The 16,682-nt window shown below is 41.3% G+C and carries 8 protein-coding genes and 1 riboswitch; of the genes, 7 read left to right on the plus strand and 1 reads right to left on the minus strand.

Annotated features, from left to right (window positions below):
* Positions 1–164: 164 nt before the first annotated feature.
* Positions 165–1,001: an AraC family transcriptional regulator gene (locus MHI51_RS07025; protein WP_076185376.1), complete on the minus strand. Its 837-nt coding sequence runs from the start codon at positions 999–1,001 to the stop codon at positions 165–167.
* A gap of 180 nt (positions 1,002–1,181) precedes the next feature.
* Between MHI51_RS07025 and MHI51_RS07030 the strand changes: the two genes are divergently transcribed.
* The 7 genes from MHI51_RS07030 (at position 1,182) to MHI51_RS07060 (ending at position 16,682) form a co-directional block, all read left to right on the plus strand.
* Positions 1,182–2,324 carry a DUF2264 domain-containing protein gene (locus tag MHI51_RS07030; protein WP_405173716.1) on the plus strand — a complete coding sequence of 381 codons (1,143 nt, stop codon included), beginning with the start codon at positions 1,182–1,184 and terminating at the stop codon, positions 2,322–2,324.
* 73 nt (positions 2,325–2,397) lie between these two features.
* Positions 2,398–4,206 (plus strand): hypothetical protein, encoded by a 1,809-nt coding sequence (locus tag MHI51_RS07035; RefSeq protein WP_405173717.1) that lies wholly within the window; start codon positions 2,398–2,400, stop codon positions 4,204–4,206.
* Between the two features lie 72 nt (positions 4,207–4,278).
* On the plus strand, positions 4,279–5,415 hold the full coding sequence (locus tag MHI51_RS07040; RefSeq protein ID WP_405173718.1) for a glycoside hydrolase family 88 protein: 1,137 nt from the start codon (positions 4,279–4,281) through the stop codon (positions 5,413–5,415).
* A 10-nt stretch (positions 5,416–5,425) separates the two neighbouring features.
* Complete coding sequence (locus tag MHI51_RS07045; protein ID WP_405173719.1) at positions 5,426–7,285, plus strand: DUF2264 domain-containing protein; 1,860 nt, start codon at positions 5,426–5,428, stop codon at positions 7,283–7,285.
* Between the two features lie 207 nt (positions 7,286–7,492).
* On the plus strand, positions 7,493–8,194 hold the full coding sequence (sigK, locus tag MHI51_RS07050) for an RNA polymerase sporulation sigma factor SigK (RefSeq protein WP_036675850.1): 702 nt from the start codon (positions 7,493–7,495) through the stop codon (positions 8,192–8,194).
* Between the two features lie 297 nt (positions 8,195–8,491).
* Positions 8,492–8,685: riboswitch (cobalamin riboswitch) on the plus strand.
* Between the two features lie 330 nt (positions 8,686–9,015).
* Positions 9,016–10,878 carry an Ig-like domain-containing protein gene (locus MHI51_RS07055; RefSeq protein ID WP_076220111.1) on the plus strand — a complete coding sequence of 621 codons (1,863 nt, stop codon included), beginning with the start codon at positions 9,016–9,018 and terminating at the stop codon, positions 10,876–10,878.
* Between the two features lie 53 nt (positions 10,879–10,931).
* Entirely contained in the window at positions 10,932–16,682 is a 5,751-nt protein-coding gene (locus MHI51_RS07060) for an RHS repeat domain-containing protein (protein ID WP_076276601.1), read from the plus strand.

Genomic DNA, 16,682 nt, shown 5'->3' on the forward strand with positions numbered 1-16,682 from the left:
GCATTTCAAAGAACCTGGCAGGCTGCATTAAGCGGGCTGCCAGGTTCTTTATAGATTTGGAGAGACGGGGGAGTGCTTAGGAAAACAGCGGCCGGAAGTCCAACTATTCACCGCAGTAGCGATTGCATCTTTTTTGAAAAATCCTTGAATTTGAGTTTTAAAGCTCAGCTTCTTTTACTATATTTTCCGGGTGGGATGCCCGTGATGTTCTTGAAGGTACGGATGAAATTGGCATAATCGTTAAAGCCGGACAGATAGCAGGTATCGGATACGGAGTTCCCGGCGGACAAGAGCTGCTTGGATAACGCAATTTTTTTGAGCAAGACGTAACGGTAGATGGTTCCGCCTGTCTGCTGTTTGAACAGATGGCTGAGATAATATTTATCGACGTTCAGTTCTCCAGCGATTTGCTCCAGTGACAGATTTAGATGCAAGTGGTTGTCGATATAGCTCATGGCTGATTGAATATGTGAGGAAATGATGCTGGGCACGGTGGATCGGGTGCGGCTGTACAGCTCATTGATGAGGACGAGGATCTGAACCAGGTAGGTCAGAGCCAGAACTTCGCTCCCGTACTGCTGATTCTCTAATGTCTCAATCAGGCGGGAAGCAAGGGTTGTATACTCTTCAATCAGCGGTTCATCCATTTGCGCGAGATTATGCTCTCCGGGCTGGCGGTTCTGGAAACAAGCGAGCAGATTTGTAGATGCGGTACAGAAGGGATAGACAAGTGGAGCTTTGAAATGGATTGTCAACCGTTCATAGGGCTCCGGAGATAAATTGATGATTTTATGAATCTCGTGATTGTTGAACAACAGGACATTGCCCCGCTGCAGGGGATAGCTGAACTGATCTACAAAACCGTTCACCTTGCCGCCCAAGAACAGGAAAATTTCATAGTGGTCATGGATGTGGAAATCCCTGGTAGGTGAGATCGGCGAATTTCCGATACCTGCCAGAATATCTCCATCGAACGGCTCATAATACTGGGCATGCTTCATTGGAACTGCCCCTTTCAGATTGATCACAATATACGCAATAAAACATCATTATTCGCAAAGACATTGCAATAATACAACACTAAACTATAGTAGAAGATTACGCAATATAACAAGATTCAGGCGGTAGGCAAGAGAAGTAGCTGTAGCTGATTAGATGCAATTGAAAGGGTGGAATTGTGCATGAATGGGAAGGAACAGCGTAAATACTGGCTGGATACAATGCTGCTGATCGGGGGGCCTGTGCTGAATGCTTTGGCTGAGCGGAAATTAAAGGAACAGTTGCCTACTAAGTTTCATAGTGACCGGAGCCAGTTTGCCCATTTGGAGGCTTTTGCGAGATTGGCATGCGGAATGGCCCCTTGGCTTGAGCTAGAGGGACTTGAGGGTGAGGAAGAACAGCTTAGAGCGCGTTATGCCGGGCTAATGCTGGAAGCCATTGATGCCGCTGTTGATCCGAATTCACCTGACTATATGGAATTCAAGACTGAAGGCCAACCGCTGGTTGATGCGGCATTCTTGGCACACGCGCTGGTGCGTGCGCCAAAGCAGCTTGCCGGCAAGCTGAGTGCGCGGGTCAAAGGCAATGTAATAACAGCGCTGAAGCAGACACGCCGGACAGCGCCAAGCGGCAGCAACTGGCTGCTGTTCAGCGCAATGGTGGAAGCCGCTTTGTATATACTTGGCGATCCTGAATATGACCGGATGCGCGTTGGCTATGCGGTCCATATGTTCATGGATTGGTATAAGGGCGACGGAGTTTACGGGGATGGCAAGGACTTTCACTGGGATTATTACAACAGCTTTGTTATTCAGCCGATGCTGGTGGATGTGGTGGCACTTTTTGAACAGGAGTCGGAGCAATATTCCGCATTGAAACCGCTGATTCAGCAACGGGCACAGCGATACGCTACTGTTCTCGAACGGATCATTGCACCGGATGGAACCTATCCCTTTATCGGGCGTTCGATCGTTTACCGTTTTGGGGCGTTTCAACTGCTGTCGCAGGCGGCGCTGCAGCATTTTTTGGAGGAAGCATTGCCCCCTGCACAGGTACGCTGCGCTTTGACAGCTGTGATTACGCGAATTATGGAATATCCGGGAACGCTTGATGAGTCCGGATGGCTACGTCCGGGGGTATACGGTTATCAGCCGGAGCTTGCGGAGAGCTATATCAATACAGGCAGTCTTTATTTATGCGCCTCCGTATTCCTCCCGCTGGGGCTGCTCCCTTCTGATCCATTCTGGTCAGGGGAAGAGATGAAATGGACTTCACTAAAAATTGCAGCCGGTGAGGATGTTATGAGAGATCATGCCTTGGAATAAAAAGTATTCAGCCATATTAGTGAAGAATAAGATGCTTCGCGGAACTGACTGACCTTTAAGGAGGAAAAAAGGCATGAATAAACAGATGCTTTTGGAAATAGTGCATGAAATGAAGCCAGTCGATCTGAGCTTATATTATCCAAAGGGGGATGCGGCTGCTTTTTGGAAACGGGCGTTATCATCGGGAGTACTACAGGCAGATATCAGCGAGATCCGCGCGGAGGCGGTAAGGCTGGACGGGCAGTCTATACCTGAAATGTCGTATACGTTATTTTCCATTTATTCGCGTACGGGTTCAAGGCTGGAATATGAACGGGTCTATTTTGAACGGAGAAGAAGGCTGAATACTTATGTATTTCTGGCTTTGCTGGAGCCGGATCATCCGGAAGTACTGGAGAAGCTGGAGGACATCCTCTGGGCTATTTGCGATGAGTACACCTGGTGTCTTCCGGCCCACCTCCCAGCGGATCATAATGCAGCTGATATCAACCGGTATATTGATCTGTTTTCTTCCGAGACCGGATTTACTTTAAGTGAAGTTTTACTTTTGCTCGGGGAACGACTTTCGCAGCTTCTGAGATCCCGAATCCACCATGAAGTAGAGCGGAGACTGTTTCGTCCATTTCTTGAAAATGGTCCTTATGATTGGGAGACAGCGCGGCATAATTGGGCAGCGGTCTGTGCGGGATCAATCGGGGCTGCCGCCTTGCTGTCTGTGGAGGACCCAGCCATGCTTGCGGATATTCTGCTGAGGACAGAGCGCGCCATGTTGTATTACCTGGAAGGGTTCGGTGAGGACGGTGCCTGTCTGGAAGGCCTTGGGTACTGGAATTATGGGTTTGGTTATTTCACTTATTATAGCGATCTCCTCTGTTCCAGAAGCGCAGGCAGACTGGACTGGTTCAACCAAGAGAAGGTAGCGCAAATCGCGCGCTTCCAACAAAAATGTTTCATTGACGGAAGTCATGTAGCCAATTTCTCTGATTCAGTGCCTCAGGTGCTAGTACATATGGGATTGTCCCATTATCTGGCGGAAGTCTGTACGGATGTCGAACGCCCCCCATCCGCTTTGCGCGCTCCTTACACTGAAGATCATTGCAGCCGCTTTGCACCGGCTTTCCGCAATCTGATCTGGACCAGAGCTGGCAAGGAGGACGAAGCTTGGCGAGCCGCCAGCTATTATCTCCCTGATGCCGCTTGGCTTGTCTCGCGTCATGTGTCGGAGGCGGGTTCATTCGGATTCGCCGCCAAGGGCGGGCACAATGCTGAACCGCATAACCATAATGATCTGGGACATTTCATTCTGAGCGGCCGGGGAGAGATCTACGCATCCGATCTTGGAAGCGGAGAGTATACTGCTGATTATTTTGGGGCTGGCCGTTACCAGTATGACTGCAATGGATCGCAGGGTCATTCGCTGCCGATCATTGATGGCCAGTATCAGCTGGCCGGTCGGGCGTTCAGCTCCACAGTGCTGCATGCATCGGCGGAGGAGAATGATGAGCTGACATTGGATCTGACACAGGCGTATCAGGTAACAGGACTACAGTCCTTAATCCGTTCGTTCGTCTGGTATAAAGAGGAATGTCCACGGCTGGAGCTTACAGACACTTACCGGTATGCGGGAATTCCGGCGAGCTGGACGGAGCGGTTTGTCACCTGGCGTGAGCCTAAGCTCCTTCATCCGGGTACCTTGCTGCTGCCGGGGACTACCGCTCGCGGCGTTGAAGTGACATACGATTGGCTGAAAGTTGAGCCGGAGATTACTGTGCATATGTACCGGGATCATTTTGGCATGGAGAAGCTCTGGTATAGTCTGGACTTCCATGTGCTTCAGCTTGGCGCGGTGGGCAAACTGGCATTCACTTTTCAATTTCTATAAAAGATGGACCTGAGCTTATAAAAAGTCCTCTATCAGAGGGTAGAGGCTAATTCGGATAAAGGCGGGATTTAGATGAGTAGATTAGTAAAGCAAGCTTGGGTAGACGAGGCTTGGGGCAAAGCCTTGGAGAAGACTAGAACGAACAGCCGGAGAATCGGTGCAGAATTCCCCCATGCCAGTCAAGGCGGCAAATACGTGCTTGAAGCACCAAACTGGTGGACGGCTGGCTTTTGGCCGGGAATGCTCTGGCAGCTCTATGCTGAGAATGGTGATGAGGATTTGAAAGCGATTGCTGAGCAGTGTGAGGAACGGCTTGACGAGGTGCTGGATGGTTATGTGAAGCTGGACCATGACCTAGGTTTTATGTGGCTGTTGACCAGTGTTGCGAACTACAAGCTCACGGGCAGAGAAGCATCACGAGTCCGGGCGTTGAAGGCAGCTAACTATCTGGCGGCCCGCTTCAATCTGAAAGGACGCTACATCCGGGCCTGGAATCCATGGAGTGAAGGCGAGGATAACAGCGGGGTAGCCATTATCGATTGCTGCATGAATACCAGCCTGCTTTTTTGGGCCTCCGAAGTAACAGGGGATCCACGTTATCGGCATATCGCTGAGGCGCATATGGATACGGTGCTGGAGCACTTCATCCGGCCGGATGGTTCGGTTTATCACATCGTCAAATTCAACACGGAATCGGGCGAAGTGGTTGAAAAGCTTGGCGGGCAAGGTTATGCGCCCGAGTCGGCTTGGTCGCGCGGGGCAGCCTGGGCGCTCTACGGACTGTCATTGGCCTATCATCATACGGGCAAACAGAGTTACCTCAATGCAGCCAAGCAGGTCGCACATTTCTTCTTGACCCGTCTGCCCGAAGATTACGTTCCACATTGGGATTTCCGTGCTCCCGGTGAAGTTGGGGAGATTCGGGATAGCTCTGCAGGTTCCTGTGCAGCGAGTGGCTTGCTCCTGCTGGCTAGCCAGGTGGACGACTCGGAGGCTCATGTGTATCGGAACGGGGCTATAAGAATTACTGAATCCCTTTTTCGGAATTATGGAACTTGGGACAATGCAGAAGAAGAAGGGTTGCTGCTTCATGGTACGAGTAACTATCCTGAGAATCGGAATATAGATGTTCCGCTTATCTATGGTGATTTCTTCTATGTCGAAGCGCTAGCCCGGCTAAAAGATGCCGGACCGTTCTACTGGGAATAGGGGGCATATAATGCAGACTGAAAAGACTTTTACGACTATTGCTAAAAATCCGCTAAAGACCCGGGAGGATCTGGTCTCTGCTCTTGAACAGCTTACAGATCCGCTTCGGCCGCTCTACAGCAGAGGCGGTGCACGGCTGGCAATCGGCGGGACAGGAGCGAGCTATCCAGCAGTAACTGCAGAAATGGAAGGTTTCTCCCGGGTATTGTGGGGCTTAGTGCCCCTGCTCATGGGAGGTGGAGAAAGCGGGCTTTGGGATACTGTGCTGGATGGCATACGCCACGGCACGGATCCTGCCCATGAAGAATACTGGGGTGAAGTTCAAGATTATGACCAGCGTCTGGTAGAGATGGCGGTCTTCGGGTTCGCCTTAGCCGCCATTCCTGGACAGATCTGGTCACCACTTACCCAGAAGGAACAGGAGCAATTGTACAGCTGGCTGAATCAGATTAATTCCCATCCTTGCTATGACTGCAACTGGCTGTTCTTCAACGTGCTGGTTAATGTTGGATTCCGCAGAATCGGCCGCCCCTACGACGCGGAGCAGCTGGAGAACAATCTGAAGCGAATGGATGATTTTTATCTGGGTGATGGCTGGTACAGTGATGGAATTAACGGGCATAGCGATTATTATGTTCCTTTTGCCATCCATTACTATGCGCTACTGTACGCGAAGCTGATGGAACAGGAGGACCCGGAACGTTCACAGGTGTTCAAAGAACGGGCCCGGCTTTTTGCCACCGAATTGTTGGGCTGGTTCGCTCCGGACGGATCTGCCCTTCCTTATGGAAGGAGCTTAACCTACCGTTTTGCCCAGGCTGCTTTCTGGGGTGCCCTCGTCTATGCAGGCGTTGAAGGATTCCCTGTAGGTGTGGTCAAAGGATTAGTACTGCGCAATTTGCGCTGGTGGTTCAGCCAGCCGATCTTTGATGCCGGAGGCATTCTGACGATTGGTTATACCTACCCCAACTTGGTCATGGCGGAGAATTATAACGCTCCCGGTTCCCCCTACTGGGCGTTAAAGACATTCCTGCCATTGGCTCTCAGCGCGGAGCATCCATTCTGGAAGGAAGAGGAACTGCCGCTGCCGGATATTCCTGCAGTTATAGTCCAGAAGCCTGCGCATCTTGTCATTGTCCGCGAACCTGCTTCCGGCCATGTGGCTGCCTTCAACAGTGGTCATCTATATACGAATGAGCATACCCACACGTCTGCCAAGTATGAGAAATTCGTATACTCAACAGGCTTCGGGTTCAGTGTACCCCGCTCCGAATGGGGATTGTCTCAGGGTGCATTTGATTCCATGCTCGCTCTGAGTGAGAGCGGGGACAACTTGTATCGGGTCAGACGGCGGAATATGGAGTCAAGAATTGTGGACAATGTGCTGCACTCTGTCTGGAAGCCATGGACTAATGTGGAGGTTCGGACCTGGATCGTTGCTGGGCTGCCCTGGCATATTCGGATACACCGGATCGAGACCGGACGACCGTTGGACGCCGCAGAGGGCGGCTTCGCGCTTGGTCAGGAAGCGGGGGTGGAACAGCAGATCGGCCTTACAACCGCGGCAGTATCTACAGCATGGGGAATAAGCGGAGTCAAGGGTTTGATCGGCTACGAAAAGGCTGAGCTAATTTGGCCTAATGCCAACACAAACCTGCTTCATCCCCGGACTGTTTTGCCTACACTGACGACTTTCCTTGAGCCTGGAATCCACTGGCTGGCTTCGGCTGTATACGGTGATCCGTCGGGAGATTCTTGCGGCGGTATTATAGAACAATTACCTGAGTCTATTTTGAAGGTTACTTTTGATAAGGACATCATAAAGGTTCTTACGTCTAGTGAAGCGGAATTTATTATCAAAAGAGAGTGAGAATTACCGCTAACAACATTGTGTTAAAAAGACAAGTAATTGAGTAGAGTATGACTGATTTCTCGTATGAAAAATAAATTTCTGTGGTTGTACAATTTCCCCCGTACAGGCACTTCTAGGCGCACGCCCACATACAATAAGGATGACCATGAACCCGTAAGGCAAACAGATCGGTTTCATTGTACAAGTGCGGGAGGTGTCGCCAAGTTGCCTGGATTCTTAAGCACGATTGCGTTGCTGATCAAAGAACTGACGCTGCTGGTATCATACGTAAGGAATAATGCATTTCCACAACCGCTCTCGGAGCAGGAGGAAAGCCGATACTTAGGGATGATGGCTGAGGGAGATGCCAAAGCCCGCAATTTGTTGATTGAGCATAATTTGCGGCTCGTTGCCCATATAGTGAAAAAATTCGATAACACCGGAGAAGACATGGAGGATCTGATCTCCATCGGCACCATCGGCCTGATTAAAGCTATTGAGAGTTATCGTCCGAACAAAGGGACAAAGCTAGCCACTTTTGCTGCCCGTTGTATTGAGAACGAAATCCTGATGCACCTAAGATCCTTGAAGAAAACTCGTAAAGATGTATCTCTGCACGACCCAATTGGGACAGACAAGGAAGGTAATGAAATTACACTCATTGATATCCTCGGTTCGGAAGCGGATGATGTCATTAAAGAAGTAGATCTGAAGATCGAAAAGAGTAAGATTTATCGTAACCTTGATATTCTGGATGACCGGGAAAAAGAAGTTGTCGTTGGGCGGTTTGGATTGGATACAGGTGGAGAAGAGCGGACACAGCGGGAGATTGCTAAGGAGCTTGGAATCAGTCGCAGCTATGTATCGCGGATAGAGAAAAGGGCACTGATGAAGCTGTATCATGAGTTTTATAAGGCTAAGCGGTAGGGTCTTAGAAATAACTAAAGATTCACAATAGATTTTGTTAAAAGCGACTTGCCAACAAGGGGGTTGCTTTTTTTGTTAATTCAAGTAGTTGGGCTAAATGAACATAAAAAAAGCATATTCAGAAATTTAACTGCCCGTCTGCCCATTTATTGCTCAGCTCACACAACACTGATATTTCGCTGCGGACTGATCATAACGCTGTAACAAAATATGAATTATGCAAAATCTCATGTGAAAATAATGTTAAAAAAGTCATTAGAAATATTGATATGAACATTTTTCTTTTCATGGTATATTATTCAAATAAATATTTATGGTGATCACATAGAACTTTCCATGTGACTTAAAAGGGGAATGTTGGTGAAATTCCAACGCGGTCCCGCCACTGTGAACGCACTTAAGAATTACATTGTTAACTTTAAAAACAGTTGATGGTGTAATTCCTAATAAACTGCGAAGTCAGAATACCTGCCATAAATAAATTCAGAGATCCCACGAGGATGGGGGAGGTGTTTTTTGTCATGTCCAAATTTTTTTTTGGTGCTTTACTGTTTATTTTATTAGAGTGATATTGAATCAATTATGTTCATTCTTAATGGATTTCAAAGATTCATAAATACGGAAAATGTTTCGTTGTTAGCTTCAGAGGTGCTGCTGTTGACATGTACTATTAGTGGTTACTGATGTTGTATCACCATCGATAATTCTCCTATATTTATACCGCGGCAAAATAGAATCAGTTGTTAAATAATACTGTACAATTGATTTTATCAGTTGTACATTTTCGTGAGAGCGAATTTATTTGATAGGAGAGAAAAAATATGAAGAAATATAATGCACTTTTGCTTGCCTTATTTCTTTTAATTGCATCTTATAGCCTTATATCTTATGTGAATGCTGATAGTATAAATAAATCAGAAGAGTCATTTGTTGGATTAAAATTGATTCCAGAAGAACAAACAATTGATTTATCAGAAGATTCTCCGTTGAATGTGGAATTTGATCAGGGTATTAGCGAAGGTCAATTCTTTAATTTGATTAATTTAGTGGATATTAATAGTAACAAGTCGATAGATATAACGAAATCGATCGAAGGTCATCAATTAATAATAACCCCGCAAATTGCTTTGGAAAACGCCAAAGAATATATTTTGTATATACCTCCGTACTCCCTTTCAAATATAAATGGAGAAAAATTGAAAGACAATTACATACTTAAATTTAAAGTTGTTAGTGACGAGAGTCATCAACAAGACTCTGTAATAAACTCTACATATCAAAATTTAACGGTAGTTGAATCCACATATGATGATTTTAGTGTGATTAATTCTACTCATGGTAAGCATTTAATGAAATCTATTTTTTTAAGTGAAAGTACTAATGGATTAGTTCCATTTTTAACTCAAAGTGCACAAGTTGGTGGGGAAATATATGCTGGTATAGATAAGAGTGGTTTTATAGGTGCAAATGGAGATTTATGGTTATGGGGAAGTAATGATATGGGACAGTTGGGAGACTTTATAACTCCATCTAGTAATAAACCAATACAGTTAGCTGGCACCGATGTGGTTGCGATGAATAAAGGCATCACTGGTGGTACTTATAGCACATATGCTTTGAAAACTGACGGTACAGTGACGGCTTTTGGATTCAATTATTGGGGGTTTTTGGGTTTGGGTCCTGCTAGAGATCAGACTGATTTTACTGTCTTTCCAACTTCCATTTATGGATTATCAAATGTAAATAATATTAGCAGTAGATTCTATCATACTCTTGCTGTTAAATCGAACGGATCATTATGGGGATGGGGAGATAATCAATATGGGCAAGTAGGAGGGGATAGTTCAGAGTTAATTACAATTCCTGAACAAATCGAAGGAGTAAATGGGATTCCTCTTACGAATATCATAGCTTCAGATGTTGGTGAGACACATTCTATTGCACTTTCTTCAAATGGAAATGTATATGTTTGGGGGGGCAATAATCACGGTCAACTAGGGAATGGAACCCTCGTAGGTAGTAATATTCCACGTTTAATACTAATGAGACCGAATAATGCTCCTCCAATGACAAATATTAAAGCAATTAGTTCAGGAGATAATTTTAACTTGGTATTAAAAGATGATGGGACCGTATGGAGCTGGGGGCAGAATGATAATGGGCAACTCGGTGATGGTTCTACAATAGAACGTCGTTTTCCTGTCCAAGTAAGAGGGGAAAATGGGGTAGGTCTACTAAAAGATATAATCGCTATTAGCGGTGGTGGAAATTATTCTTTAGCATTAAAGTCAGATGGGACTGTTTGGAGTTGGGGAGGAAATAACAAGGGCCAACTTGGAGATGGCACGACTGAAAGAAAACTTGCTCCTACCAAAGTGAAAGCGTCTAATGTATTGAAAATAGATGCAGGGGAATCACATAGTATAGCGCTTACAGAAAATGCGGTTATAACATGGGGAAATAATGAGGTTGGTCAATTAGGTAATGGATCAATGAATTCTTATTCAAGTCTTCCAGTAAACGTTATCAAGTTTGATACTAGTCATAATAATGAATATATTTATGATTCCGATAATCGTTTATCGGCAATTATTATTCATAAAGGGAATATTAATTATCGGCGCGACTATGTATACGATGGTAATGGAAATTTACTTTCTGCGATTACTAAGTTAATACAGTAGCTTGATATAAAAGTTGATAAATTTTGATTGAATATTTAACTGAGGTGATAATAGTGAAAAAAATAATATCCTTAATATTAATAATGCTAATCACAATGTCTAGTTTTAATAATTTACAAACTGTTCAGAATGTATTTGCTGAGTCTGATTATAATGAAGGGTCTCCAGCGGTGGAAGAAACGCCTTTAGCATCTTCAGAAAACATAAATATAAAAAGTGAGGATCTTGAGACTCCAATTGAGGAAGAGTTAATAGGAGATGAATTTGGTTCTGAATCAATATTTGATAAAGTCTTGAGGAGAAATAAAGAGTTCTTAAAGCCTTCTGTACAACCGAGTGATCGGACTAAAGCATTCCTCGATGAATTTTCAAGTGAAATGAAACAAATAACAGCTTATTTTTATCCAGAATTCTCTCAATATCTAACCAACACTGAGAAACTTGAAGCTTCTAATTGGGATGAAAAAGAAGCTGTGAATCTCCTACTTTCTCTAAATGAAACCTCTAGAACAAAATTGTATCAATATGTACCAATGGCTGAGGATTTTTTAGATTATTATAAGAATCCTACCAAATATTTAAATGAACATAAACCGATGCTTACACTTGCGGATGAGAAAATATACAAAAGTGAGGTTCATGAACAACTGTCAAAACAGAGCCAGGCAGCCAATACCTTGAAAAGCAAGAAAAATGCTGCTACTAATACCTTTGCTAGCAGCCCAACTAATCAAAAGTATACTATCACTGAATCTAAAAACGTATATAATTACAAAGTTAATACGGATGATCTTGTTGATTCCGTGTATCGGACAGCAAATAGAAGTGTTGTGGATCTTGAAATTAAAGGGAAATCGGATCTAGATATTGTTTTGAAAAGAACTTACAATTCTTTAAATAGTAAATTATTGAAGCCTAAGTTAGAAATAGGAGTTAGCACTTCAAGTAAATTCTATGAGCAAAATGGCGGCAATGAGGCTGTTCCTCTAGAAAAGGGTGATCGTGTTGCATATATAGCAGCAGGATGGAATTTAAATATTCCTGTTATGGAAAAATCGGAAATAAAGGCGGAAGTTGTAAACACTCATGAAAGTTCATCCTGCTATATCAATACTCCACAACCTTGCTATCAAGATGGGTATTCCTATAAAGAAATGATCACGCCATATGAAAAAACTGTTTTCACATTAGAAAGCGGAGATTCCTATGAATTTCATGATTTAACGATCTTTAATTATCCTTATAAAAATGTAGTTCTTAGTAAGGAGCCATATACTGAAAATGGAGTTTCTAAATACTACTTTATTCTTAAATTAAACAATGAAATAAAATACAAGTTTAATGATCAGGGTAATATTGTCAGTAAAAGCAATGCAACTGGCGACCAGGTTACCTACGTTTTCAATACAGATGCAACTACGAATAATTATAATATTGTTATTACTGATTCGTATCAAAGAATTATTACGATACTTAGGGATTCGAATAATGTAATTTCAGGCCTATTATTGGATGATGGATCTGTAAGAGTAAAAAAAATAATGTATAGTACAACTCAAGAGAAGGCTACTATTACATTTAGGAAATGGACAACAAGTGGATATCAAAATGTGACTGAAGATGTTGTTTATTGGAATTTAAATTCTGTATATGACTATACAACTAATGCTGTAGTGAAAATGGAAGAATATACTTACTATGGGGTAGACTCCACGAAGTTGGCTGATTTTAATTTTAATGTTTATACACCTTTAAATGGATTCTATTCGAATTCGGCAGGTGAATTATTAAATATTAGTTATAATAACTTTTATAATTGCTATGGCTGGTCTGATAATACTTATTTTGAAGCAAATAGTATTCAAAAAAATAATATTCTTACTTCCGGAGAAGTTCCATATTTACTTCTAAAGGACATTCAGTATTATAATGGCCTGACAGCTAGATTTTCATATGCGAATTATGACTCGGCATGGAGAAATTCCACATCATTAATGAACCAAGGTCAAGTAGCAAGATTATACCAAGATAAATATGCATTAGAATACGTATCTTATCATCCAGTTCAGTCATTGGATTATATTTACACTGAGGATTCAAAACCGATTATTATTTCTAATTACTATTCCAATGTACACAATGATCATGGGTGGCAAGTGGATGAATTTTGGAAAAGTAATAAACAAGATATCGCTCGCTTAAGGAATTCATCACGTTTCGGTGATAAACAAACTATACTTAAGAAAGTAACAGCTGCAGATGGAAAAAAAGAAGTATCGTCTTTACATTATTACTTAAATAGTTCAAGATTTTTGATGGATTATAGCATGATAAGCAACGCACCAAATGGAAATGAATTGTATCAATATGGTTATAAGATAAAAGATCAATCAAATAACTATTATAAAGTTTATAATAATGTTTATACTCAATACGAATATGATACGGGTCAAATTCAACCTAAGAAAAAGTCTACATTTGTAGCGAATAATTCAATAGATGATATTAATAGTTTAATGAATCCCGATTCTATAACTTCGATTTCAGAAAAAATTCCATCTCTATATACCTATGACGATTGGGGGAATATTTTAACACAAAGTGATAACTTGGGTAACATGGCGGTTATGCAATACAATGGGCCAAATCATAAACTCAGTAAATCAGTTTATACTGAGCAAGGTGGAGATATTCAGACAACCAAAGAAAATAGTTATTATCCAGATACAGATTTTAATATTAACAATCGAAATCAACTTTGGATTACAGTTGAGACATATAGTTACAAGAATCCTTCTAATGTGATGAAGAGCGATCTGAAGACTACTGAATACACTCAATATGATGCTATCCATAAAGCACCAACTAAAATCAAAACCAATATGAGGGGTGAACAATTTGGTTTGGGAAATAATGATACAGAAATTAATTTTGTTTATACTGACAAAGGAAATGTGAAATATGAGACAACAAAGGTAAAACTGAAAGAAAGAGCAAGTGCTCAAGATTTAACTTTAGGGTATGAATATTATCTTGACGGTAAATTGAAAAAAACTACATATCCTGATGGTAGTAGTTTTATTGATACATTTGATGTTTTGAATAGATTGATTTTAAGACAAGTTAATAATGGAACTGGTATTTTAACAGAAAAGAAATACATTTATAATAACAGTACACGCCAGATTTCAACCATTATGCCAGATGGAGAAATTGATGATGAATTCTATACACCTTTTGGGACACTTACAAAACAACAACGGACTATTAATGGTGTAACACGGACTATTAATACAAATGAAGTACCTGATGGTGTAATGGTTACAAAAACAATGCCTTACGGAGACTCTAATAAAAAAGTAGAATTTGTATATGATACTAATGGACGTGTGGTTAAAGAAACAAATGCAATTGGAGAAACTACAACTTATTTATATTCAAATGTTGTTGAGCGCTCGGATAATGTAGCTATATCTCAGGATACAATTGAAAAGACATTTAGTGATGGAAAAAAAGAAACCTCATATTATGATTTTAATAGTCGCTTAACAAAATTAGTTGAAAAAACACCAAATGGATTGAAGCTAAGAATTAAAAGTTATACTTATACACCTACTGGGAAAATTTCATCTGAAAAAATTGAGGATAAAGATGGAAATACCCATATAACCAAATACCGATATGATGGTGAAGGCAATTTAATCTATATAATGAATGCTAAAGGAGAAGAAACGAGGTATACACATAATAGTTTAGGACAAGTCATTGAAATTTATAGAAACAATATCCTTCAAAAATACAATTCATACAATGAAATAGGTTGGAAACTATCTGAAAAGAACAACAGTAATCAAAAAGAAACATATGAGTATGGAGTAAATGGGAATTTGAATAAGGCTACTGATAGAGTAGGACAAATACACAATTACTCATATACTCATGATAATCAAAAAGAGCGTGAATCAATAACTAAAAATGGAACTGAGGTGTATTGGGAACAGTTTGAATACGATTCTACTACTAGAGGTATTACAAAATCATGGAATAGTGAGAATAATAAAATAACATATCATTATGACCAGTGGAAAAGACTAGATGTACAGTCTGTATCGGGAGTTAGTTATACTTTAGGTTATGATAGCTTTGATAGGATGAATACAATTGCTTATCCTGATGGGAAAAAAGTATCTTACGAATTTGATAATTTGAATAGAATAAATACAGTCTCATATCCTGATATGGGAACAGTAACTAATGTAAATGTTACTTCATCCGATTTTAATTCCATTAGAACCACATTTCCAGGATCACTTGAGCAATTAACTGTAACTGACGCCTTTGGTGAAGTTTTCAGCAATCGTATAAACGATAGCTCAACAACAAATTTCAATGAAACTTATTCATATGATGGGTTTGGAAACATTGATAAAATTGATGGAAATGGTGTTATTGCGGGATATAAATACGATGCTCTTAATCGAATAATGGATGAAAATCCTGTTCCTTCTGCAAACAAAAATTACACATATAATGCAAATGGGGATAGGGCAACTTCAAAGGATTCAGAAGAAATTGATCTCTTAATGGAATCAAAACAATATACGTATAATAGTCTGAATTTATTAAAGGCTTATAGTGATAGTAACGATAGTGCTACTTACACATATTATCCAGATGGATTGAGGGCAACTAAAACAGTTAATGGAGTCTTCACTAGATATGTTTATGTGAATGGGAAAGTTATTGATGAGCTTGATGCTAGTGGGAAATCAAAAGCGAGAAATATTCAAGGAAGTAAATTGTTATTTAGAAAAGATTATGTTAATTCAAGAGCTGGATATTACTTTTATAATGCTCATGGTGATATTGTAAAAATTATTGATGCAGATGGGAGCAAGGCAACCCTTAAAAGTTATTACTATGATATTTGGGGAAATCTAACTAATGAAGATAGTAATCAATTAAGGTTCTTTGACAACCCGTATAAATATTCAGGTGAGTTACTAGATGATGAATCGGGGTTAATCTATCTTAAGGCTAGATATTATGATCCTTCAATAGGAAGGTTTATAACGGAGGATACTTATGATGGGCAGATTACAAACCCACTGAGTCAAAATTTATATACGTATGTCCAAAATAATCCTTTATTATATACAGATCCTAGTGGAAACTATTGTGAATCTGGTAACGGCAGATATGCTCATAGTGGCGGATGTACAAGTACAAGTAGTATCTATATCCCTGATAATATTAAGAATTCAAATCCAGGAAAATCAATAACTCAACTTATGAAAATTTATAATAATGAGAAAGAGGAAGCAATAAAGAAAGCTCAGAATATTCAGGTTTTTCAAGTTCAAAAAAATGAAGTGGCGGCACCATATCCAAATTCAGTTGGAGGTTCTATTTTAAAGGGATTAATTCAAGCGGCAGGGATTACATCAGTAATAGCAATGGATCAAGTTAAAGTAGATGAGATGAACCCATCTGGTGATGATCGCCTTATTTTTAGAAATAATGGCTTAGGTAATAAAAACCTTACGCCACGACCAGGAATAGATGCATTGGGTTTGTCTTTTTTTCTTGCACCGCGGCAACCAAAAGGAGTTCTTACTACAATGGAAGCAGTGAATGCAACTGGGAAATTATATGCCTTTGTTGATAAACCTGCAACTGGTCACGTTGCTATTATTGCAGTTGACCCGTATGAGCATAAGTTATGGATGGCATCAAGAGAAAATTCACCGGATAATCCGTATTATCTAACAAAACTATTACAAAAAATATGTATTAAGTATTAG

Source organism: Paenibacillus sp. FSL H8-0260, from assembly GCF_045040625.1.
Lineage (GTDB): Bacteria > Bacillota > Bacilli > Paenibacillales > Paenibacillaceae > Paenibacillus_AQ > Paenibacillus_AQ odorifer.

What these genes read in the sequence shown, in the direction of transcription:
- MHI51_RS07025 (WP_076185376.1), bottom strand. Translation starts at nt 1,001, where the DNA reads ATGAAGCATGCCCAGTATTATGAGCCGTTCGATGGAGATATTCTGGCA.
- MHI51_RS07030 (WP_405173716.1), top strand. Translation starts at nt 1,182, where the DNA reads ATGAATGGGAAGGAACAGCGTAAATACTGGCTGGATACAATGCTGCTG.
- MHI51_RS07035 (WP_405173717.1), top strand. Translation starts at nt 2,398, where the DNA reads ATGAATAAACAGATGCTTTTGGAAATAGTGCATGAAATGAAGCCAGTC.
- MHI51_RS07040 (WP_405173718.1), top strand. Translation starts at nt 4,279, where the DNA reads ATGAGTAGATTAGTAAAGCAAGCTTGGGTAGACGAGGCTTGGGGCAAA.
- MHI51_RS07045 (WP_405173719.1), top strand. Translation starts at nt 5,426, where the DNA reads ATGCAGACTGAAAAGACTTTTACGACTATTGCTAAAAATCCGCTAAAG.
- MHI51_RS07055 (WP_076220111.1), top strand. Translation starts at nt 9,016, where the DNA reads ATGAAGAAATATAATGCACTTTTGCTTGCCTTATTTCTTTTAATTGCA.